General features: G+C 45.9%; 23 protein-coding genes. 10 read left to right on the plus strand and 13 right to left on the minus strand.

From position 1 onward, the window contains the following. The 8 genes from EKG39_RS11085 to EKG39_RS11120 form a co-directional block, all read right to left on the minus strand. On the minus strand, nucleotides 1-633 hold the full coding sequence (locus EKG39_RS11085; protein ID WP_126505797.1) for an NADH:ubiquinone reductase (Na(+)-transporting) subunit D: 633 nt from the start codon (nucleotides 631-633) through the stop codon (nucleotides 1-3). Next, entirely contained in the window at nucleotides 633-1,427 is a 795-nt protein-coding gene (locus EKG39_RS11090) for a Na(+)-translocating NADH-quinone reductase subunit C (protein WP_126505798.1), read from the minus strand. Before EKG39_RS11090 ends, EKG39_RS11085 begins: the two co-directional genes overlap by 1 nt. Continuing rightward, nucleotides 1,420-2,619 (minus strand): NADH:ubiquinone reductase (Na(+)-transporting) subunit B, encoded by a 1,200-nt coding sequence (locus EKG39_RS11095; protein ID WP_126505799.1) that lies wholly within the window; start codon nucleotides 2,617-2,619, stop codon nucleotides 1,420-1,422. The genes EKG39_RS11090 and EKG39_RS11095 overlap by 8 nt, the downstream gene beginning before the upstream one ends. Beyond that, on the minus strand, nucleotides 2,619-3,953 hold the full coding sequence (locus EKG39_RS11100; RefSeq protein ID WP_126505800.1) for a Na(+)-translocating NADH-quinone reductase subunit A: 1,335 nt from the start codon (nucleotides 3,951-3,953) through the stop codon (nucleotides 2,619-2,621). The genes EKG39_RS11095 and EKG39_RS11100 overlap by 1 nt, the downstream gene beginning before the upstream one ends. Nucleotides 3,954-4,502: 549 nt before the next feature. Continuing rightward, nucleotides 4,503-5,012 (minus strand): S-ribosylhomocysteine lyase, encoded by a 510-nt coding sequence (gene luxS / locus EKG39_RS11105; protein WP_126505801.1) that lies wholly within the window; start codon nucleotides 5,010-5,012, stop codon nucleotides 4,503-4,505. A gap of 286 nt (nucleotides 5,013-5,298) precedes the next feature. Further along, nucleotides 5,299-5,598 (minus strand): BolA family protein, encoded by a 300-nt coding sequence (locus EKG39_RS11110; protein ID WP_126505843.1) that lies wholly within the window; start codon nucleotides 5,596-5,598, stop codon nucleotides 5,299-5,301. 136 nt (nucleotides 5,599-5,734) lie between these two features. Further along, nucleotides 5,735-6,238, minus strand: coding sequence for an ACT domain-containing protein (locus EKG39_RS11115; protein WP_126505802.1), 504 nt, complete (start codon nucleotides 6,236-6,238; stop codon nucleotides 5,735-5,737). 147 nt (nucleotides 6,239-6,385) lie between these two features. Then, nucleotides 6,386-7,054, minus strand: a complete 669-nt coding sequence (locus EKG39_RS11120) for an alpha-ketoglutarate-dependent dioxygenase AlkB family protein (RefSeq protein WP_126505803.1) — start codon at nucleotides 7,052-7,054, stop codon at nucleotides 6,386-6,388. Nucleotides 7,055-7,176: 122 nt separating this feature from the next. Between EKG39_RS11120 and EKG39_RS11125 the strand changes: the two genes are divergently transcribed. Continuing rightward, the gene (locus tag EKG39_RS11125) at nucleotides 7,177-8,415 is read left to right on the plus strand and encodes a methyltransferase (protein WP_126505804.1); all 1,239 of its coding nucleotides are present in this window, start codon (nucleotides 7,177-7,179) and stop codon (nucleotides 8,413-8,415) included. A 150-nt stretch (nucleotides 8,416-8,565) separates the two neighbouring features. Here EKG39_RS11125 and EKG39_RS11130 read toward each other — a convergent pair whose 3' ends face one another. Both EKG39_RS11130 and EKG39_RS11135 read right to left on the minus strand, forming a co-directional pair. Then, nucleotides 8,566-9,129, minus strand: coding sequence for a porin family protein (locus EKG39_RS11130; RefSeq protein WP_126505805.1), 564 nt, complete (start codon nucleotides 9,127-9,129; stop codon nucleotides 8,566-8,568). A gap of 326 nt (nucleotides 9,130-9,455) precedes the next feature. Continuing rightward, nucleotides 9,456-10,502: a DUF2804 domain-containing protein gene (locus EKG39_RS11135; RefSeq protein WP_126505844.1), complete on the minus strand. Its 1,047-nt coding sequence runs from the start codon at nucleotides 10,500-10,502 to the stop codon at nucleotides 9,456-9,458. A gap of 278 nt (nucleotides 10,503-10,780) precedes the next feature. Here EKG39_RS11135 and EKG39_RS11140 point away from each other — a divergent pair, with 278 nt between their 5' ends. The 4 genes from EKG39_RS11140 (at nucleotide 10,781) to EKG39_RS11155 (ending at nucleotide 13,969) form a co-directional block, all read left to right on the plus strand. Beyond that, nucleotides 10,781-11,347, plus strand: coding sequence for a YajG family lipoprotein (locus EKG39_RS11140; RefSeq protein ID WP_126505806.1), 567 nt, complete (start codon nucleotides 10,781-10,783; stop codon nucleotides 11,345-11,347). A 46-nt stretch (nucleotides 11,348-11,393) separates the two neighbouring features. Beyond that, nucleotides 11,394-11,978 (plus strand): peptidylprolyl isomerase, encoded by a 585-nt coding sequence (locus EKG39_RS11145; protein ID WP_126505807.1) that lies wholly within the window; start codon nucleotides 11,394-11,396, stop codon nucleotides 11,976-11,978. A gap of 83 nt (nucleotides 11,979-12,061) precedes the next feature. Further along, nucleotides 12,062-12,388: a hypothetical protein gene (locus EKG39_RS11150; RefSeq protein ID WP_126505808.1), complete on the plus strand. Its 327-nt coding sequence runs from the start codon at nucleotides 12,062-12,064 to the stop codon at nucleotides 12,386-12,388. A gap of 144 nt (nucleotides 12,389-12,532) precedes the next feature. Beyond that, the gene (locus EKG39_RS11155) at nucleotides 12,533-13,969 is read left to right on the plus strand and encodes an AmpG family muropeptide MFS transporter (RefSeq protein WP_126505809.1); all 1,437 of its coding nucleotides are present in this window, start codon (nucleotides 12,533-12,535) and stop codon (nucleotides 13,967-13,969) included. A gap of 99 nt (nucleotides 13,970-14,068) precedes the next feature. Here the strand turns inward: EKG39_RS11155 and EKG39_RS11160 are convergent, their stop codons facing one another. Further along, nucleotides 14,069-14,899: a hypothetical protein gene (locus EKG39_RS11160; protein ID WP_246028476.1), complete on the minus strand. Its 831-nt coding sequence runs from the start codon at nucleotides 14,897-14,899 to the stop codon at nucleotides 14,069-14,071. A 71-nt stretch (nucleotides 14,900-14,970) separates the two neighbouring features. Continuing rightward, a complete protein-coding gene (locus EKG39_RS11165) occupies nucleotides 14,971-15,456 on the minus strand; it encodes a YajQ family cyclic di-GMP-binding protein (protein ID WP_126505810.1) in 486 nt (161 codons plus the stop codon). Between the two features lie 102 nt (nucleotides 15,457-15,558). Between EKG39_RS11165 and EKG39_RS11170 the strand changes: the two genes are divergently transcribed. The 5 genes from EKG39_RS11170 to EKG39_RS11190 all read left to right on the plus strand — a co-directional run bounded on the left by EKG39_RS11170 (nucleotide 15,559) and on the right by EKG39_RS11190 (nucleotide 19,675). Next, nucleotides 15,559-15,999 (plus strand): VanZ family protein, encoded by a 441-nt coding sequence (locus EKG39_RS11170; RefSeq protein WP_425470163.1) that lies wholly within the window; start codon nucleotides 15,559-15,561, stop codon nucleotides 15,997-15,999. A gap of 31 nt (nucleotides 16,000-16,030) precedes the next feature. After that, nucleotides 16,031-16,963, plus strand: coding sequence for a ketopantoate reductase family protein (locus tag EKG39_RS11175; protein ID WP_126505811.1), 933 nt, complete (start codon nucleotides 16,031-16,033; stop codon nucleotides 16,961-16,963). 277 nt (nucleotides 16,964-17,240) lie between these two features. Next, a complete protein-coding gene (locus EKG39_RS11180; RefSeq protein WP_126505812.1) occupies nucleotides 17,241-18,728 on the plus strand; it encodes a sodium-dependent transporter in 1,488 nt (495 codons plus the stop codon). Then, nucleotides 18,725-18,835 carry a methionine/alanine import family NSS transporter small subunit gene (locus tag EKG39_RS11185; RefSeq protein ID WP_126505813.1) on the plus strand — a complete coding sequence of 37 codons (111 nt, stop codon included), beginning with the start codon at nucleotides 18,725-18,727 and terminating at the stop codon, nucleotides 18,833-18,835. Before EKG39_RS11180 ends, EKG39_RS11185 begins: the two co-directional genes overlap by 4 nt. A 186-nt stretch (nucleotides 18,836-19,021) precedes the next feature. Further along, nucleotides 19,022-19,675 (plus strand): phosphatase PAP2 family protein, encoded by a 654-nt coding sequence (locus tag EKG39_RS11190; protein ID WP_126505814.1) that lies wholly within the window; start codon nucleotides 19,022-19,024, stop codon nucleotides 19,673-19,675. 1 nt (nucleotide 19,676) lies between these two features. Here EKG39_RS11190 and EKG39_RS11195 read toward each other — a convergent pair whose 3' ends face one another. Next, complete coding sequence (locus EKG39_RS11195; protein ID WP_126505815.1) at nucleotides 19,677-20,549, minus strand: DMT family transporter; 873 nt, start codon at nucleotides 20,547-20,549, stop codon at nucleotides 19,677-19,679. Nucleotides 20,550-20,612: the final 63 nt, after the last annotated feature.

Genomic DNA, 20,612 nt, shown 5'->3' on the forward strand with positions numbered 1-20,612 from the left:
TTACCCTTTTGCTTCAACTTGCTCTGGCTTAATAGTACGAATGATCCAGATCAATGTACCGATTAAGAAGAACGCACTCGGTGGTAGCAATAACAGACCGTTAGGCTGATACCAGCCACCGTCTGAAATCTTGCTTAAGATCTCGACACCAAATAGCGAACCATTACCAAAGAGTTCACGGACAAAACCAACTGACAGTAAGATAGCACCGTAGCCGATACCATTACCTATACCATCCATAAAGCTCATCATTGGCGGCGTTTTCATCGCATAAGCTTCGGCGCGTCCCATTACGATACAGTTGGTAATAATCAAACCAACAAATACCGAGAGTTGCTTAGCCACATCGTAGGCATACGCCTGCAGCACCTGATCTACCACGATTACCAGCGAAGCAATAATGGTCATCTGTACGATAATACGTACACTGCTGGGAATATGGTTACGTAGCATTGAGATAAACAAGTTAGAGAATGCACAAACGGCAGTTAATGCAATCGTCATAACCAATGCAGTTTCCAACTTACTGGTAACAGCAAGTGCACTACATACACCCAATACCTGTAGGGCAATCGGGTTGTTACTCACGATCGGTCCCGACAGGACCTCCTTAAGTTCTTTAGCGTTAGCCATTAGCTCAACCCTCCTTTACGAACTTTCTCGATAAAGCGAGCAAAACCTTCCTCACCTAACCAAAAATCTAATGAGTTTTGAACACCGTTACCGGTCAAGGTTGCACCAGACAAGGTATCAACACCATGAACGGAAGCTGCAACAGCCGGAAGCTTAGTGACTTTAATCGCTAACTCCCCTTGCTCGTTATAGAGCTTCTTACCGTGCCATTTTGCCATCCACTGAGGGTTCTGTACTTCACCACCCAGGCCAGGAGTTTCACCCGAACCGGTAAATGAGTAATAAACCAGACTCTTAATGGTATTAATATCAGGCTCAACGGCAAGGAATGCATACATGGTCGACCAGAGGCCATAACCTTTAATAGGTAAGATAAGTGTCTTAGGCTTACCTTGCTCATCATTAACCACATAGACAACAGCAGTGTTAGCAACACGTTTAACTGATGCGACATCATTTTGTGGTTTAAATGAGTTTTTCAGGTCACGCGCTGCCTTATCGGCATCGAATGAATCTGCATCGCCTTCAACCCATTCACCTGTTTTCAGGTCAACCAGTTTAGCTTCAACAAACTTAGCGTAAGTCGCAAGCACTTCAGCTTTATCGATTTTTGACTCTTTAGTATCGACAAGGCCAGCGGCTTCAAGAATATACTTCTGCTTATCGAGCAATTTATTCTCTATCTGAATTGGTCGTAGCAATACCGCTGCGGTTGATACAAAAACCGAACAGATAAAACATAAACCGACAACCACAAAGAGAGTTCTGCCGAACGAATCTTTATTACTAGCCACGAGCGATCCTCCGCTTGATATTTGCCTGAACCACAAAATGGTCAAACAGCGGTGCAAACAGGTTGGCAAACAGGATGGCCAACATCATACCTTCAGGGAATGCTGGGTTAATGACACGAATAAACACGGCCATTGCACCAATCAAAATCCCGTATCCCCATTTTGCCTGATTGGTAAATGAGGCTGATACCGGATCGGTCGCCATAAACATCATACCGAAGGCAAAACCACCGAGTACCAAGTGCCAGTACCAAGGCATAGCAAACATAGCGTTTGTGTCACTACCTATTGCATTGAGGAGCATAGAGACGGCAATCATACCAACCATCACACCCGCAATAATGCGCCATGAAGCTATTCGCATATAGACGATAACCGCACCACCAAGTAGCAGGGCTAAGGTTGAAACTTCACCCACAGAACCAGGAACAAAGCCCAGGAAAGCATCCCACCAGTCTTGCGTAAATCCATACTCAAGTGTGCCCTGAGCCGCTTGGCTAAGTGCAGTAGCACCAGAGAAGCCATCGGCAACAACCCAAGAGGTATCACCCGACATACTTAACGGATATGCGAAGAATAGGAAAGCACGACCGGCAAGAGCAGGGTTTAAGAAGTTACGCCCGGTTCCGCCGAAAATCTCCTTGGCAACAACCACACCGAAGGTGATACCTAAGGCAACCATCCATAATGGAATATTAGGTGGTAGTGTTAGCGCAAACAGAATGGAAGTAACAAAGAAACCTTCGTTAACTTCATGACCGCGTACAGAGGCAAATAAGACTTCCCAGACACCACCTACTGCGAATGAAACCGCATAGATAGGCAGGAAGAAACAGGCGCCATACCACAATAAGGCTGCGATGCCTGAATTAGCAGTCAACTCGGTACCAAACATGCTAAACAGGCTGACCTGCCAAACATCTGGTGTAGCAAAACCCGCAACTAATGCATCTTGTGCCTGTAGGCCGACGTTATACATACCCACGAACATCGCAGGAAATACGCAAGCCCACACCATGATCATCATACGCTTCAGGTCGAGATTATCACGAACATGGGTTGCGCCCTTGTTCACCTGACCCGGCGTATAAAACACCGTATATGCGGCTTCGAAGAGCGCATAGAACTTCTCATATTTACCGCCTTTTTCAAATTGCGGTTCAATATTTTCGAATAACTGTTTTAAGCCCATTAGCCTTCCCTCACGATCGTATCTAAACAGTCACGCAGATAAGTCGCATAGTCATACTTACCCGGACATACGAAAGTACAAAGTGCCAAATCTTCCTCATCCAATTCCAAAGCACCCAGAGTTACGGCACCATCGGAATCACCAGAGACTAAGTCACGAAGTAACATAGTAGGAAGAATATCCAGCGGCATTACACGCTCATAGTTACCAATTGGTACCATGGCTCGGTCTGAACCACCGGTGCTTGTCGTCATATTAAACAGACGAGAAGGTGAGAGGTGGCCAAGGAAAGAGCGAGTGATAGAGAACTTATTCGGTCCAGGCATAGCCCAGCCGATAAACTCCATCTCTCTACCTTCTTCCAGCAAAGAGATCTGCTGATGGAAGCGACCCAAGTAGGCATGGGGACCCGAAGCGGTACGACCACTAAGAACCGAACCAGATATCACACGTACTTCACCATCGGTTGTTTCACCTGCAGAGATCTCTACGGTAGAAGCGCCGAGCTGAGTACGTACGAGTCTTGGTTTAGCCGCTTTAGGGCCGGTAATTGCTATCACACGTTGAGTGTTTAGTTCGCCGGTAGTAAATAGCTGACCGACAGCAATCACATCTTGATAACCTATATGCCAAACAGTTCTGTTAACAGAGGCTGGTAAAAGGAAATGAATATGTGTACCGGCTAGGCCTGCTGGATGCTTACCCGCAAACTCTTCTACCTGAGCATTAGCAGCCGGAATATCGGCTCCAGGCGCTTTACACAGATATACTTTACCTTCAGTCAATCTCGACAGAACCTTGAGTCCGTTAGCAAAATCTTCTTTATGCTCACCAATAACCACTTCAGGGTCGGCTGCAAGAGGTTGAGTATCTATCGCGGTAACGAAGATGCCGGCAGCGGTAGAATCTACGGCTGGGGCTTTACTGAAAGGACGAGTTCTCAACGCCGTCCACAGACCCGATTCAATCAGGTTGTCACGAACTTGTTGAGAATCCAGCGTATCCAACTGTGCGGCATCATACTTAGAAAAGGAAACACTCTCTTCCCCTTCCACAGCAATGACGACAGACTGAAGTACACGTTGAGCGCCCCGGTTAACTTCTAAAATTGTGCCACTGGCTAAAGCAGTATATTTAACACCAAGGTTCTTTTTATCTTCAAAGATAACCTGACCTTTTTTAACTTTATCTCCCACCTTAATTTTCATGGTAGGACGTAAGCCAATATACTCTTCACCCAAAGTAGCTACATGGTTAATGGCTGAGCCATTATGGATAACTTGCTCTGGTCCGCCTGCTATGGGCAGGTCCAATCCTTTCTTTATTGTAATCATATCCACAAGCACTACGTTATGAAGGAAAGAAAATGCGACGCGTTCCTGCTAAATACGACGAGTCTTCATCAAAACCCATCCCATTGAGCTAGCGCAGATTTATTACAGAAATGCGACCGCAATCACGCTGTTCGCGCGCATTTTACCGCAAATATCACGGTATCGCCATGAAAAATGTGAGTGTTTTAAGTGGATAATGAAGTTTTTTAGAATCAGGTTCAGATCACACTTTAGTATTTATATTTGATTCAGGTACTACTAAAGCAATTCGGTTCCCTGACCTAGCAAGGTTATCAGTGATTTAACAGAGGTAATCCCCCTTAAATTGATAAAATTTAAACAATTTTTAACCTAAGTTTAACTGCTCATTAATTAACCAAACAAAAAGCATTCCCCGCTCGTTTTTTAACCGCTACAATTACAGCCAAAGTACCCAAAACTAGCCTAACTTACTAATCTCACGTTTTTTTTGGTTGCTTATCTCAAGCGATATTTCGACATAAAAAAAGCGGCAATGCCGCTTTTATATCTATTTGGGACTAGCTCTGCTTACAAGCCGTTCAATATCTCATCACTTAACTTCAATTCATCATTCTTATTAATACTGATACCTGAAGCGATAATTGAACGGGCGATACTCTGCGCCTGCTCTAACGAATGCATATCAAATGTTCCACACTGATATTCGTTTAATTCGGGAATTTGACCTTGTTCTGCGACTTTTAATACATCATTCATAGAAGCGAGCCAGGCTTGGGCTACATCTGCTTCTGCCGGAGTACCTATCAGACTCATATAAAAGCCGGTGCGACAGCCCATCGGTGATATATCGATGATCTCGACAGAATCACCGTTTAAATGATCGCGCATAAACCCGGCATAAAGGTGTTCCAGAGTATGAATGCCCCTTTCACTTAAGATATCTTTATTCGGTACACAAAAGCGCAAATCGAAAACCGTAATGACATCACCCTTGGGGGTTTTCATGGTTTTCGCAATTCGAACCGCCGGGGCCTGCATACGGGTATGGTCAACAGTAAAGCTATCAAGTAAGGGCATATCTAGTCTCCAAGTGTTATGGCGCTATCGATAATGGTTACAGCAACGCACATCCATCTTCTTATGTGTTCACACTGTTTAGCAGCATACTAGCACATACTTTGTACTATTTTTCATACCGTTCGGTTATCGGGTATATTTCAAATTAACAGGTTGAACACCAATCTCATTCGAGGAAAGGTCGATAGCCTGTCTATGAAGCAGATATAGAAAAGGCCATAACGGTTAACGCTATGGCCTTTATATATCTGGAAGCAATCTGCTTTACCAATCACACTAAATAGTATTAGCCCTTACACTTAGGTGAGGCAGGAACATCGCATTCTTCAGCCCATTCTGTCGGCGTAAAAGTATGCATAGATAATGCGTGTAAACCATTAGCAAACTCAGTCTCTAAAGCTTCATTGACCGCACGGTGGCGTGCCAGTAAACGTTTGCCTTCAAATGCGCCACAGGTAATGATCACCTTAAAGTGTATCTCTGAATTAGGTGGCACATGGTGATTATGACTCTCGTTTATCACCTCTAAGTGAGATGGGGACAGAGCCGCGGTGAGTTTTTCGGTAATGATCTGTTCTACTGACATAACGATATTCTCAGTCATACATAAAAGCTATGGCGGCAGATTACTGCTTAGGGGAAGAAAGGTCAACACCTCCACATCCCCACACCTGACTCAAAAATAATCAGTAGACGATAATAAGTAAGTTACAATCACCAGCCTATAAAACATTCACTCTGGCATCTTCACTCACACCTTCTAGCAGTTCAACCACGCTCTCGGTACTAATCCCTTGTGGAACAGCAATATTCAGGTTTGAAGAAAACACGGTTTGCCCGATAGGCATGACATGAACCCGATTGAACTCCATATGTTCAATAACCAGATCTAAATTAGTGAGTATATTGACGATATCCCGGGTCAGGCCCGCGCGGTCGCCACAATCAAGGGTCAGGTGCAATGGTCTGGAAGCGGATCCGACCTCTGTGATGACGTCATCGAAGAAGAAGCGCAAACTAGCAAACTTCGACTCCAACTCGGCTTTTAACTCCGCCTCGGCTTCAGGAGGGATACCCACCTTCATCATGGCTGAGAAGTGGCCATCGAGCTTTATCACCTTACTCGTCACCCATTCCCCTTTGAAACCGCGGGTGACTTCCGCTAGCGACTTAATGATACCCGGTGTGATAGGTCCTATTACTGTAGTAATAAACAACTTTTTCATGTGATACTCCTTATTGCTAAAAACAAGCAGAGTGACGCGCAATATCTTCCTCTTTCCGATTTAGCTTAGAATATTTAACTGATCAACATTGAGATCTGAGTAACATAAAAATCGACAGGCCACCTAACCTAATATTGGCACATATTTTCAATCCTTAGCTATCTGTTTATGGAAATCTTTTATTAAGGCTCTGAAAGTAAAGTTAAGCCTGGGCTCCATCACCTTCATTCGCTTAGGCAGGCTATGCTCCCACTCCTTCTGCATCGGCCATTGCATCAACAAGAGATCGCCACTCTCCAATGAAATACTAATCTTATGATGGCTTGATTTATGGCGAATAAAAAAGTCTCGAGTCGCCCCTAACGTCACAGACACGATATCACTACCAATGGCAATTTCAGGCTCATCATCGCTATGCCACCCCATAGACTCATTGCCATCGGCATAACGGTTGACCAAGACGCCATTGGCATTTAAACCAAAATCACGCTTCAATTTTTGTTGTAGCAGACGAGCATATTTCGGCCATGGCAACGCGTTAATAAACAGACCCGAATAGAGATAGTCACAACCTTCATCACCGAACCAAACTTGTGTCCTGGGTATGGCATGTTGTTTGCCATAAACCTTGATTACAGGCCGGGACAGAGGATAAGCATCCGCTTCCTCAAGCAAGGCTGTCTGCTGCGCTTCGCTCAGGTAACCCCGGATAAGTTTAATCGGGGGCATCAGGTCATGTTCGCCTGAGTCTTGAGCACTTTTGTTTTGAGCACTTGTCCCTTGAGGAGCAGCGAATCCAAAACCGTGTTGTTTCATGCCATCCTCCAATCAACCTCGTTCAGACTCGCCCCGCACTTGCCGCAACTAATAGTCATATGTACCTTACAGCCTAAATCTGCGATAATACGTGCCCTTATTTTATTGGTGCAGTTTGGCATATGACAACACAATTTTCAGTCGAAGATATCGAGCTAGAATTAACTCGATATCCTAAAAATCAGGAATCGAACTTACAGGCTTGGGATGCGGCCGATGAACACCTGATTAAACATCTTAAAGAGACTGAACAAGCACCGATTGCAACGGCTATCATCAATGATAATTTCGGGGCTCTGACAGCATGCCTGCGTTCAATGGACGCACAATGGCCGTTAGCCGTCGAAACTGACGCTAAAACCAGCCAATTAGGTACTCTGCAAAACTTAGAAAATAACAAACTCAGCTCAGATGATATTCAATGGCTAAACAGTCGTGAAAATATACCCGCTGCCATCGAGTTAGTTTTGATGAAGTTACCAAAGAATCTTAGCTATTTTGCCCACCAGCTAAACCGTTTATCTCAGGTTCTGCCAGAAGGTACTCAGGTACTGATAGGCGCTAAAGCCAAGTCGATCAACAAGTCTTTACTCGAGGTTTTTGCTAAGAATCTGGGCCCGGCTAGCGCCAGCCTGACCTGGAAAAAGACCCGGGTTATCACCTGCATCACAGACGGAGTCGCCCGTAAACTTCCGACAGCAAGCCAATGGCCTATCCCTGAGTTAAACCTTGAAATTACCAACCTCAGCAACGTTTTTGCTTCCGGCAAGCTGGATATCGGTGCACGCATCATGCTCGATAACATGCCTAAGGGTGACTTCAAGTCGATTATCGATCTGGGCTGTGGAAACGGTGTGTTGGGCCTCAATGCCAAACAGTGCTTTCCGCAAGCTTATATCCACTTTGTGGATGATTCTGAGATGGCGGTGGAATCGGCCAGACAAAACTGGGCATTGAATAAATTAGATACACAGGGCCTTGTCGGCGAGCAAGCCACCTTTGGCTGGGATGATTGTTTGACTCACCTCAATGAAGGCGTTCGCCCCGATCTGATCCTATGTAACCCTCCTTTTCATCAGGGGGAAGCGATAACTGATCACATTGCCTGGCAAATGTTCCTCCAGTCCTGGCGGGCACTTAAAAATGGCGGCATCTTACATGTCGTGGGTAACCGTCACCTGGCTTATCATGTGAAACTGCAGCGTATTTTTAAGAACTGCACCACAGTCGCCTCTAACGGTAAGTTTGTTATTTTACAGGCGCAGAAGATAGGTAAGAAAGCCGAGCCCCATGAATCTCAGGAGAGTTCTACCGAAGCGCCTCATCCACAGAGTTCACTCTATGGTGCTACAAAGCCATAGTGCCTGTACATTAGTGCCAAAAATATTAGCGCCTGAAACATAAAGGTTGAACTAAGAAGAAGTAACTAAATAAAAGTAACGAAGAGCGAACAAAGCAGGAAGGCGACACGCCTTCCTGCCCTTAATCATAAAAGCATTCGAGCGTTCAATTTAGAAACGGTAGCTCATACCGATATTGAAGTTCTGTACCTTAAGCTCTTGAACCGGCACATATTGATACTCGATATTCATGCCGATACCCGATTGAAAACGTATCCCCCATCCCACAGCGCCATAAAAATCACTGCCCCTGGTTTCGACGCTCTTGATCACCTCACTACTAAACGCACCTGAAACATCGTAATTGAGCCGATTGGCACTGGCACCCAGTTTGGCATAGAGGTGGTTACTCTCTGATAACGGGACCTGGCCGTAAAGGGTGCCTCGTATCCCTTTATAACTGATGTTATCAACTCCGCCGAACAAACCGGTAAACACCGACACTACACCACCCGTACCACCAAATAGCCCGGTTTCGATGCCGAAGTTTTCATTAAACATATAGCGGTAATACGCATCGATGGCGAAACTGTCCTCGCCGCCGGTCTCTTGTCCGGATTCGAATTCAAAATCCTGAATACCATAGCCTACACTGCCGCCCACGATATGATTTGAATCACCGGCGTAAGCCCCCACGCTCAGCAAACTACCGATCACCAACAACAATCTCTTCATGATAAATCCTTTAATTTATAATACTTTAATTTTTGCTGAAGCCCATGTTTAATAACACTGAATCACGAGACGCAAAATAATACAGGTGTTAAATCGAGAGCCAGCCCAACACAGGAATCCAACAACTGCGTAGCAATGTTAGAGGCAAAAGCTGTACCTGAGCTGAACAAACCTGAGATAGCAAAGCTGGATGCTGAATATCCGATGGAAAAGCTAAGGCGCGAAGAAGTTCAGTCAACTTTGGTTGAAGGTAGGTAGGGTTGAAAGTAGTCAGGATTAATGTTGGTAATAGAGGTCACAGAAAGAGAAGTCTTCAGACCTCTTAGTCACCAACGGGCGAAATGGTCTTCGGTGAGTCCCAGTACATTATCGAGAATATGCTTGTTGCCAAAGTTATCGATGATGTAACCTGAGTAGTATCCTAAGTATTGCCTGAAGTTACTCTTTAACAGCAGCAAGTTAAGCTTCTCCTGTCGACAGTTGGCTGGATTAAAGCTCAGTTCAACCTGACCATTGTCCGAATATATACGCCATGAAGCCTGGGCCAGTTTCTGACAATCGGCTCCCGTCGCCCGTTGAAAGTTGAAGTGCACAGGCCCTAACAGGTGCCGCTCACCGTTAACCCAGAAGACATTCTCATTACAGCCGGTTTCATTAACCCCAGCCGCTAAATTAAGGCCCAGGACACCATCGTGGGTATGAGCATTAATACTTGCCCAGCGCCAACTCGTCTCTTTGCGCATATACCCGGCGGAAAAGTCATAGCCGGCTAATGCCCTATTCAGAGGCTGAGATTCACCGTCAATGATAAGCTCCCCTGTCGGTTTGAGCCCGTTATGCTTCTGAGTATAAGTCCAGCCGTTATACCCGGTCGGATTACACATGGCCATAGGTAAGCTCAATACCGGGGCGTCGAGATCGATCTCAGCCTTAATATTGGCTGTCACAATTGACACATGCCACACACCTTCAGATATCGTAAAGGAGACTCTCGCCTTACTACTAGCCATCTTGGCAACGCCCGACATGGGAGAGGGCGTCAATTCATAACCTCTGCCCAGTGGCTTCAACCAGGTCGTTTCACTGATGTGGTTTTTACTGATGTCATAGAGATAACAAAATGCACTGCCCACATAACGTATATCGGCAATGGCGACACCAATGACAAAACGGGGAGTGACGATATTAATAAATTGAAACTGCTTATAGTTGAAGTAGCGACTCAACCTGGAGGCGGGCTTATCCATTTCATTATAGTAATTGAACAGCTCAAGGCCCAGGGAGGCCACCGGGCCATCAAAATAACCAAAGAAGGGAGTACCATGACTCGACATCAAGCATTCGGGAGCGGTCTGACTCTGGATATTTATCACCTTTGAAACGCTTATCGTCATCGAACACTCCCTGACCGTTAATCAAATTTTACTCTAACGCTATGTCTAACGTGATGAAAGTAAAATTTACAGCTTAATTGAGAAATGGCTTAAATGACTCCGGATCCTGACTTTAATAAACTGGGACAGATAAAAGGTAACAAACTTGAATAGATTCTGGGGGCCGTTTGCACAGCCAAAGACGATGGCATCGAATGGCAATTCTGGTATGCTGATATCACCCTATTTCGCAATTTTGAATAAAGATAATCCAGAAAATGAAACGTCTCTTTTTATTGTTAACTACAGCTATCGCACTTTCCGGTTGCGCGACTCAGGCGCCAAGCCATATCGCCCTTGAGCCACAGGTTCCGCAAGTACAGCCTCAAACTCAGTCGCTACAAAACGTAGCCATAGAGACAATCGATACGCGCTCAGCCAATTTCATTGTACGCTTCAACAACGAAGGCGATGCGGCCAGGCTTGTCAGCCCTTCAGAAGCACCGAGAAGACAGATAGACGCCGTCTTTCGTAAGGGCTTCACTCAAGCCGGTTACCAAGTAGACCCCAGTGCGGTCCAACATATACAGTTCCAATTAGAGCGGTTACTGACTGACGTCAATGAGAGTACCTTCGGATTCGAGGCTAAGAGCAATATCATCATCAATGTGATAGCCAAAAACAGCACTCAAGAGCTCACGAAACGTTACACGGCTCGCGGAACACTATCGGGCCCGTTCAGTGCCGACTTTGCAACCTTAGAACTAGAGATAAATAAACTTCTCGGTCAACTAAGCGGTGATATTATTAATGACCCTGAACTGAACCAGTTTATTCAGCAGTAATTCCTGCCCTAAAAAGACCATAGATATAAAAGAACAAGGAAGCCCCATGATCCGTTGGATTAATGCTCTACTCATACTCTGTTTAAGCCAGACTGCGGTTGCCGTCGACATTCAGCCCGATACGCTTTACCCCCAGGTACAACTCGACACCAGCATGGGAAAGATCATCGTCGAATTAGACAGAACGCGTGCCCCCATCACAGTTGATAACTTTCTGACCTATGTCGTGAAGGGGCACTATGACAATACCTTGTTTCATCGGGTTATCGCCGACTTCGTCGTTCAGGGAGGTGGATTAAATCTCAAACAGGAGGAGAAGCCATACGATGCGCCCATCGTTAACGAGTCAGGGAATGGTTTATCAAATTCATTCGGCACTATCGCCATGGCCCGTGATAACGATCCTCACTCGGCCACCAGCCAATTTTACTTTAATGTAGGCGATAATGAACGCCTGGACCCCTCCTCCAGACGCTGGGGCTATGCGGTTTTTGGTGAAGTAGCTGAAGGCGAAGAGGTACTTGCGGCCATGGCTGGCGTTGCAACGGAGCACAATACAAAACTGGACTGGCCTGACTTTCCCATAGATGAGATCGTGTTAAAAAAAGCGACGCTACTGCCCAGAAAGTGATAGTTCAATATTTTTAACATAATATCTCCCAAGAGCTTATTTATCGTCCTATACTAATTAAGCAGTTATAAGGAGGCGAACCGATGACCCCAGATGAGTTCATCGATAAAAAAGCGCCCCAGCTGGCCCAATATGGAAAAGCGTTTCTGAGCGATCAGCTCGCTTTTAATGAAGTCCAGCTATATCTATGGGACGTCCTTGAAGAGTGGCAACAGTTCAATCATCAAGGTGATGCGCAATCAGATATGGAGAGAGTGTTCTGGCACCTGCTACATGCCTTTGATAAATGGCCGGATTGGATGATCCGCGGCAATCAATACCTGCGTAAGCAGATTGATGAATGCTGTGATTACCTGAGTATAGGCGGCCAAATACCTAAGGGGTGTATAGGGAATAGACCTAGCTCCTGAAAGAGTAAAAAGCTCAGGTAAGCATACCTGAGCTTTTTCATTTACGACTTAATCGATTCCCCCAGCTCGTACCCAGCAATTTTATCTTGAACCAAACGACTCCCCCCCTTAAGCTAGCCTTAATGACCCTCTTGAAATGTATCTATGTCACCAGCGTTAGGCTCTAACTATTCCCGCATCAAAGATGCGCTCTCCATATACTGTCATAAACGAGTCTTGGTTCTGTTACTTCTTGGTTTTTCGGCAGGCTTACCCCTAATGCTGGTTTTCTCGACCCTCTCATTTTGGCTCAGAGAGGCGGGTATCGACAGAACCGCAATAGGTTATTTCAGCTGGATAGCTCTCGCCTATGGCTTCAAATGGGTCTGGTCACCGTTGGTCGATCGACTCTCACTACCAATATTCACTCGCCTGTTGGGTCGGCGGCGAGGCTGGATGCTATTTGCACAGATGCTGCTCGTCGCAGCAATTTTAGGAATGTCTTTTAGCGACCCGCTACAAGATCTGGAACGTCTGGCCCTGTTTGCCTTAATGGTCGCTTTTGCATCAGCAACACAAGATATCGTTATCGATGCTTTTCGAATCGAATCCGCCCCGGAGAAGATGCAGGCAGCATTAGCAGCCGCCTATCAAGTTGGTTATCGTAGCGCCATGATTGTCGCCACCGCCGGAGCCTTAACGATTGCAGCCTGGGTCGATCCCGGAAACAATGAATACAACCTGGTTTCCTGGCAGATGGCTTACCTCATCATGGCCGGGCTCATGGGAGTGGGTATACTCACCACCTTGTTCAGTAAAGAGCCAGAGGTTGAGAATAAAAAGGCCGATGAACAGGAGCAAAAGCTAAAGCAGGATCTGAGCCTGCGGTATCCAAAGCCCGTGGCTGGCACCCTATCCTGGTTATATACCGCCAGTGTATTGCCTTTTATGGACTTCTTTAAACGTTATGGTCGCAACGCCATATTGATCTTACTGCTCATCTCCTGTTATCGCATATCCGATATCGTCATGGGGATCATGGCCAATGTCTTTTACGTCGACATGGGGTTTGCCAAAGCAGAAATTGCCGCCATCAGCAAGATTTATGGCCTGATAATGACCTTAGTAGGGGCGGGATTTGGTGGCGTACTTCTGGCTCGCTACGGTACGATGAAAATACTCTTTGTCGGTGCCCTGCTGGTCGCCGTCACTAACCTTTTGTTTGCCTACCAGGCGGTGGTGGGATACAACGTTCCCCTGTTAACGGTCGTCATCTCCATCGATAACTTCAGTGCGGGTATCGCAACCGCGGCCTTTATTGCTTACCTTTCGAGTCTGACCAGCAGTGGATACAGTGCCACACAATATGCACTACTCTCCTCTATCATGTTACTCTTCCCGAAATTTATCGCCGGCTTCTCCGGCGCCTACGTCGATGCGTTCGGTTATGTGAACTTCTTCATTGGCGCCAGTATCATCGGCTTACCCGTTCTGTGGTTAGTGCTCTTGGTAGACAGGCGGACCCGGCATGACGAGAGCCTAAAGCAGGCCCGGCAGACAAAAAATGACGAGTCCCGTGACTCTGCCGAGCAGCAGACTTAGCCTTCCGGATAATCGGCTACAAAACAAAAAGCCCTCATCATGAGGGCTTTCATTTTCCAGCTAAGCTGTACTTGAATCTGCTAATACTTAATTTAGCCTTTAGTTAGTTTGATAATAAAAATTTGTATCTGATAGCTTTTCGACTATGTCATATTCAAGACCAATGTGGTTGCTGTCCCCCTTAGCAGGGAACTTCGAGTAGTGGTCGATCACAACTCCCCAATGGTTATCACTCAAACCGTTAAAAATGATATTTGTACTAACTTCATCGATCTTAGCAATCGCAGCTACCTCATATTTCCCCATGAGCCCCCTCAAAGCTTGTGATTCGTTAGCCAAAAACATTAACTCAGGTACGTTTTCAAAGTTAGTTACCACTTCAAAGTTGCTCGAGGGAACAAACCCTGCGTGCTCAGATGGATAGTAAGTAATGAGTGCTGTTGGACTATAGAACGTATTGTTTAAACGATAAACCTGAGGGGATGTTTGTTGAACAATAAACAATTCATCGTTTTTATTAAACAGTTTCAAATGCGATTTAGCCTCAGCTAAAAAGCCATCAATAACCTGAAGTCGTTCAGACTTACATTTCTTTTCCTTACAGATAGAGATACTTGGCAAAGTAGATAGCTGATTCTCAGTCACATTCAACAGGCTACGTCCAAATACTCCAAAGTTAAAATTAGCAAACGCTTGTTTATCTTTGTTTTCCTCGAACTTGAGAGGTCTAACGTCTAACAAACTATAAGGGGTGAATGAAGGTAAATATGCCAAAGCTAGTTGAGTTTCTGGTAACAACTCCCCTACATGGTTAATTAAAGCTCTGTATTCACTGTCGATATCATTAGTGAAGTAACTTGGAGCTTCAGCGTGGGCTATTGATGTTGAAACACCAATAACCACCAATAAAATTTTTAATCGTCTAAACATAATCATCCTTGATATAATTAACCCGCTGAAAATTTAAGTTGAACGACTATGCTGCATCATAATAGACGTAATTAATCACGAAAATTATTAAACTGGAATGGCTGACCTAGCTCAGACTCACGAGCCAATGCCATCACGGCTTGCAGGTCATCGCGCTTCTTACCTGTCACGCGAACCGAATCGCCCTGAATAGAAGATTGAACTTTCAACTTGCTGTCTTTAATCATCTTCACTAATTTTTTAGCGATGAGAGTTTCAATGCCCTCTTTAAAGCGCACCCTCAAAGAGAAGGTTTTACCACTATGCACTGCCTTTTCATCGACATCCATGGAAGCCGGATCAACACTGCGCTTACTCATCTGCATGCGCAGTATGTCAACCAGCTGCTGACACTGAAAATCATCTTCAGCAGATAGCGTAACCACATGGTCTTTATACTCGATGCTCGCTTCCTTACCACGAAAATCGAAACGACTCTTCAGTTCACGTACCGAGTTATCTACGGCATTTCGCAGCTCAACTTCATCGACTTCAGAAACAATATCCATTGAAGGCATTTTAGTGTCCTATTACAGTAATTTTTGTGGGGTTAGTTTAACGTATCTGGAGTAAATATGAAGTCTTATCAACGCCAGTTCAACTCTGTTTAACACCAAATAATGGATGATATTCTTGGTGACAATCAGCCACCATTTTTCTATGATGGCACAAACAACAAAACATCCTGCGACATAGTGATATCAAGACGAAACATTTTTAAACTGGCACTGGCCATAGCCCTGATAGTCATCAGTTACCTGGTTTTCTCCAGGCCCAACTACCCTCAGCTGATCCCCCATATGGACAAAGTTGGGCACCTTGGTAGTTTCTTTTGCCTCTCTTACCTGACCCACTTGGCGTTTAAACCCAGATGGCAGTATCTGGCTCTCACGCTTGCCGGTTATGCAGTGTTCATTGAACTGGTTCAATCCACACTGCCTTATCGCAGCGCATCGGTCGGTGACTTCATTGCCGATATGGCCGGGGTATTGCTGTTCTACTTAAGCCATTGGAGCTACCTTCGTTATTTCCGTGCAGCTAAGCTCACCGAACCCGAATAAACGAACTTGATTGAAATAATAGAGTACATCCATGGGTCAACAACTAGTCGATGAAAAAAATATTGCGATTCTAGGCGCTGGCGCAGTAGGTCAGCTGATCTACCAGCAACTATTTGCCAATGGCCATGCCCCGCTTTTCATCACCAGAGATCATGAGCAGCAACAGCACATCGCCTTTACTGCTTTAGATGGTCGGGTCACAGAGTCCACGGCGACTCTGCTTTGCAACCGTAGTGATCCCTCACTATTTGAACATATTCAACTTCTTATTGTCTGCGTAAAAGCCTATCAGATCAGTGATGCGCTCAAATCCATCATAGATAAGCTTCCCGAAGAGTGTCACATTCTTTTACTGCATAATGGTATGGGACCTCACCTTGAGGTAGCAAAGCAGCTCCGCGGGCAAGGTTTAAGCTTAGGCACCACCTCACAGGCAGCATTGAAAAAGAGTCGCTGGCACATAGCGCAAACCGGCCCGGGAAGCACTCAATTAGGCGACCTCACCGGTCCTCATCTGAGCCGGGAGTTAAAAGCATGCTTGTTAAACGCTATCCCGGGCAGCCAGTGGTGTGAACCGATTCTACCTTCACTCTGGCACAAACTGGCTATCAATGCGGCCATCAACCCCCTTACTGCGATACATAACTGTAATAATGGAGCATTAGCTCAGGCACAATATCGACAGCAGATATCTGACGTTGTTTCTGAGCTGGTCGAGGTCGCGTCAGCCGATGGGGTCGAACTCGATAAGTCAGCACTCATTAACCGGGTATTTGAGGTTATCGAGCTGACGGGGGCTAATTACTCCTCCATGCATCAAGACATCGCCAATAAAAGAAAGACTGAGATCGAGTCTATAAATGGTTTTGTCGTGCAAAGAGCACAACACCATAAGTTAACCGCAAAGGTAAACCTGAGTCTGCTGGAGCAGGTCAAGAATATGGAACTTGACTACCTGCAATAATTAAGAGCAACCAAGATGAGTTAAGCTAAAAGATAAACCAAATCTGCGGGAAGCGGTTAAAAGATGGAATCATATCATCCCGAATAAATTAATCTCATCTGTGCCAACAACTGTGGGCGAAAAAATACCTAAGCCGTATTTTTACTCCCACCGCCCCTTTCGTCGACAATCATATATTCCCCTTAATTAATGAACATTAAGCAACTCAATGCATCACTTCATTTTTCGTCTACTATTATGAGAAGAGAAAGTAGATTGAAAACTATGGAAAAATCATATGCAAAGAGAACAGTGGAACTCACGTATTGGCTTTATTCTCGCGGCTGTGGGTTCTGCTATCGGGTTAGGTAATATCTGGCGATTTCCCTATATGGCCTATGAAAACGGAGGCGGGGCCTTCTTCATCCCTTACCTCTTTGCCATGATATCCGCAGGTATTCCATTTATGATAATGGAATTCAGTCTCGGACATAAACTCCGCGGAGCCGCACCTAAAGTTTTCTCCCGATTAGGCATACATTATGGGCTCAGGCTGGAATGGCTCGGTTGGTTTCAGGTGCTTATCGCCGCTGTCATCGCTGTGTATTACGTGGCAATTATCGGCTGGACGATCTCATTCCTGGGGTTCTCGTTTACCCAGAGTTGGGGAACCAATACCAACGCATTTTTCTTCAATGAATACTTACAACTGGGTGATAACTCCCCCACCAGCTTGGGCGTGTTTCAACCACATATCGCCGTTCCGATGGCCATAGCCTGGGCAATCACCTCGTTAGCTATCTTCACCGGTGTGAGGGGGGGAATCGAGCGCGCGAGTAAAATAATGATGCCTTTACTGTTCATCATGGTACTGGTCTTGATAGGCAGAATCGTCTTTCTACCCGGTGCGCTCGAAGGCCTCAACTATCTTTTCCAACCGGATTTCAGCAAGATAATGGACACTAAGGTCTGGTCTGCCGCCTATGGGCAGATCTTCTTTACCCTGAGTGTGGGTTTCGCAATTATGCTCGCATATTCAAGCTACCTTCCTGAAAAGTCAGATATCAATAATAATGCCTTCATGACCGTTCTTATCAACTGCGGCTTCTCTATTATGGGGGGAATAATGATATTCGGTGTACTTGGCTACATGGCAATGGAGCAGGCTAAACCTTTGACAGAGGTGGTCACATCCGGCGTTGGACTTGCGTTTGTCACCATCCCAGCTGCCATAAACTTACTTCCGGCACCTTATATACTCGGCCCACTATTTTTCTTCGCCTTGGTTGTTGCCGGACTTAGTTCGCATATATCTATTCTTGAAGCCGTGACTTCAGCCATCATGGATAAGCTACACCTGCCCCGTAAAAAAGCGGCTGCATTAGTATGCGGCAGCGGTTTTATCATCTCCATGGCATTTGCCACCAATGGCGGACTACTACTGCTCGACCTCATCGACTACTTTATTAATAATGTCGCCCTGCTATTCAGTTGCTTTATAGAGCTCATCATTCTTACCTGGCTATTTAAAATTGCCGATATAAGAGACTACACGAATCGACTCTCGGAGTTCACTATAGGGAGGTGGTTCGAGCTCTGTTTACGCTTTATCAGTCCGGCAATGCTAGGCATCATTCTCGTCAGAAACTTAGTCAACACAGTCAATAATGGATATGGTGATTACCCGATAGCAGACCAGATAATCTTAGGTTGGGGACTCATCGCCACCATGTTGTTTATCTCCTTACTGATAAACTTAGCATCCAATCATGAGGAAAAACTATGAGTAGCGGAGCCATAATTATGATGGTGCTTGCACTGAGCATCACCTGGGGCGGCGCAGCCATCTGTATTGCGATAGCGATAAAGAAAAGGAATAAGCGGGAAAGCTAGTTCCTTATCGCGTTCAGCTTCACTCTGTTAGCGTTAACGGCTCACCAGAGATAACAGGAACTCATTTCAAGAGAGAGCCCTGATATCAATCGGTATATGTATGTAGCCATATATCTAACTCCGGCTTGCTCGCTCTCCACTAACACCATAAAATCAATTCAATAAAGACCATCCTGACAGCTAATTATGCCCGCACAAGTACGACCGGAGTCACTCAGCTCTATGAAGAGCTTGCTGTATTACTCACTAGCGATAACAGCTACCATATTCAGTGCCCTCTTCTTAGATAGAAATATTGCTGAGTTTATGCATCTGCATAGTCAAGCCAATAGCTTGTTAAAACTACTTAGTCAGACTCCTCTGCTGTTAGAGATATTGGCTGGGCTGGCTATCTTAAGTTGTACCTTCAAACTCTGGAGAGTTAAATCATTAAAGCTAGCGGTCGACCTGACTATCACCTTAATACTTGCCAGTATTACCAGAGTATCGGCAAAGTATCTCTTTGGCCGCACTTGGCCTGAGACCTGGGTTAACGATAATCCCTCCTGGATAACCGATCGTATCGAAGGATTTCATCCCTTTGCCGAGGGGCTCGCCTATAACTCATTTCCATCGGGGCACGCCCTGTTCACCTTTGCGCTCGCGACGACCTTCTGGTATCACCTGCCGCGCTACCGTCCACTCTGGATTGCCGCAATGTGCGCCGTATTTATCGGGCAACTGGGGCAAAATTATCACTACCTGGGGGACCTGCTAGCCGGTGCGACCTTAGGAACATTTATCGCGCACATGGTCATTATTGCCACTCAGAGCAGAAGAAGCCGCAGGGCCAAGGCCTAGACTAGCCCCACATCACCAATATAGCCGCGATAGCTATCATGACTAAGGCAAATACCTCCTTGATCTTTACCTTCTGCTTTAACCAGAACATGGCAATCAAGAGGGTAAAGAACACCTCTATCTGGCCTAATGTCTTAACATATGGCACGGCCTGCAAAGACATGGCGCTGAACCAGCCGATGGAGCCCAAACAGCTGGTAGTGCTGGTCAGCAAAGTGAGCTTAGGGCGCTGCCATAGTGCGGTTAGAGTCTGTTTATCTGAAAGGTAGAGGTATGCCAGCAGCACGATTGTTTGAATAGTTATCACCAACAGCAGAACCCAGGCGGCCCGGTGAGGAAAAGGCAGGTCTAAATTCAGGCTCGCCTCACGCACCCACAGTGATGTCAGCGCAAATGCGCTGCCGCAAGCCAGGCCGATTGATGCGGTCTGTAAGGAGATATCCTTTAATCCCTGACGGCTGCTCATCAGGAAGATTGCGATGCCGCCGATAATCACACCGAGCCACCCCAGCAACGAGAGCTTAGTACCGAAAAAGAGAACCCCCAATACCGCAGCCACTAAGGCCTCACTCTTTGCTAGGCCGGCGCCAACGGCAAAGTTTTTCAGTTTAAATAACTTCACCATCAAGGCCGTAGCTACAATCTGCATTGCCGAAGCCCCGAGCACATAAAGCGAGAAGGCAGATGAGAACTCGGGTAACTCCACCGGTCGCCATAGATAGAGTATCAACAGGTATAGCCCTGCTATGGGGCCGGCCCAGAGAAAACGCGCCAGGGTGACACCGGCGACTTTCACCTCTCTGCTCAGTTGGCTCTGAAAGGCATTACGCCAAGCCTGCATGGACGCGGCGAGAAAGGTAAACAAGATCCACATAAAGAATGAACACTTCTGACAGCTGAAATAGCTGTTAAGCGTATCCTATCCTCTTATGTCAAA

Source organism: Shewanella atlantica (genome assembly GCF_003966265.1).
Classification (GTDB): Bacteria; Pseudomonadota; Gammaproteobacteria; order Enterobacterales; family Shewanellaceae; genus Shewanella; species Shewanella atlantica.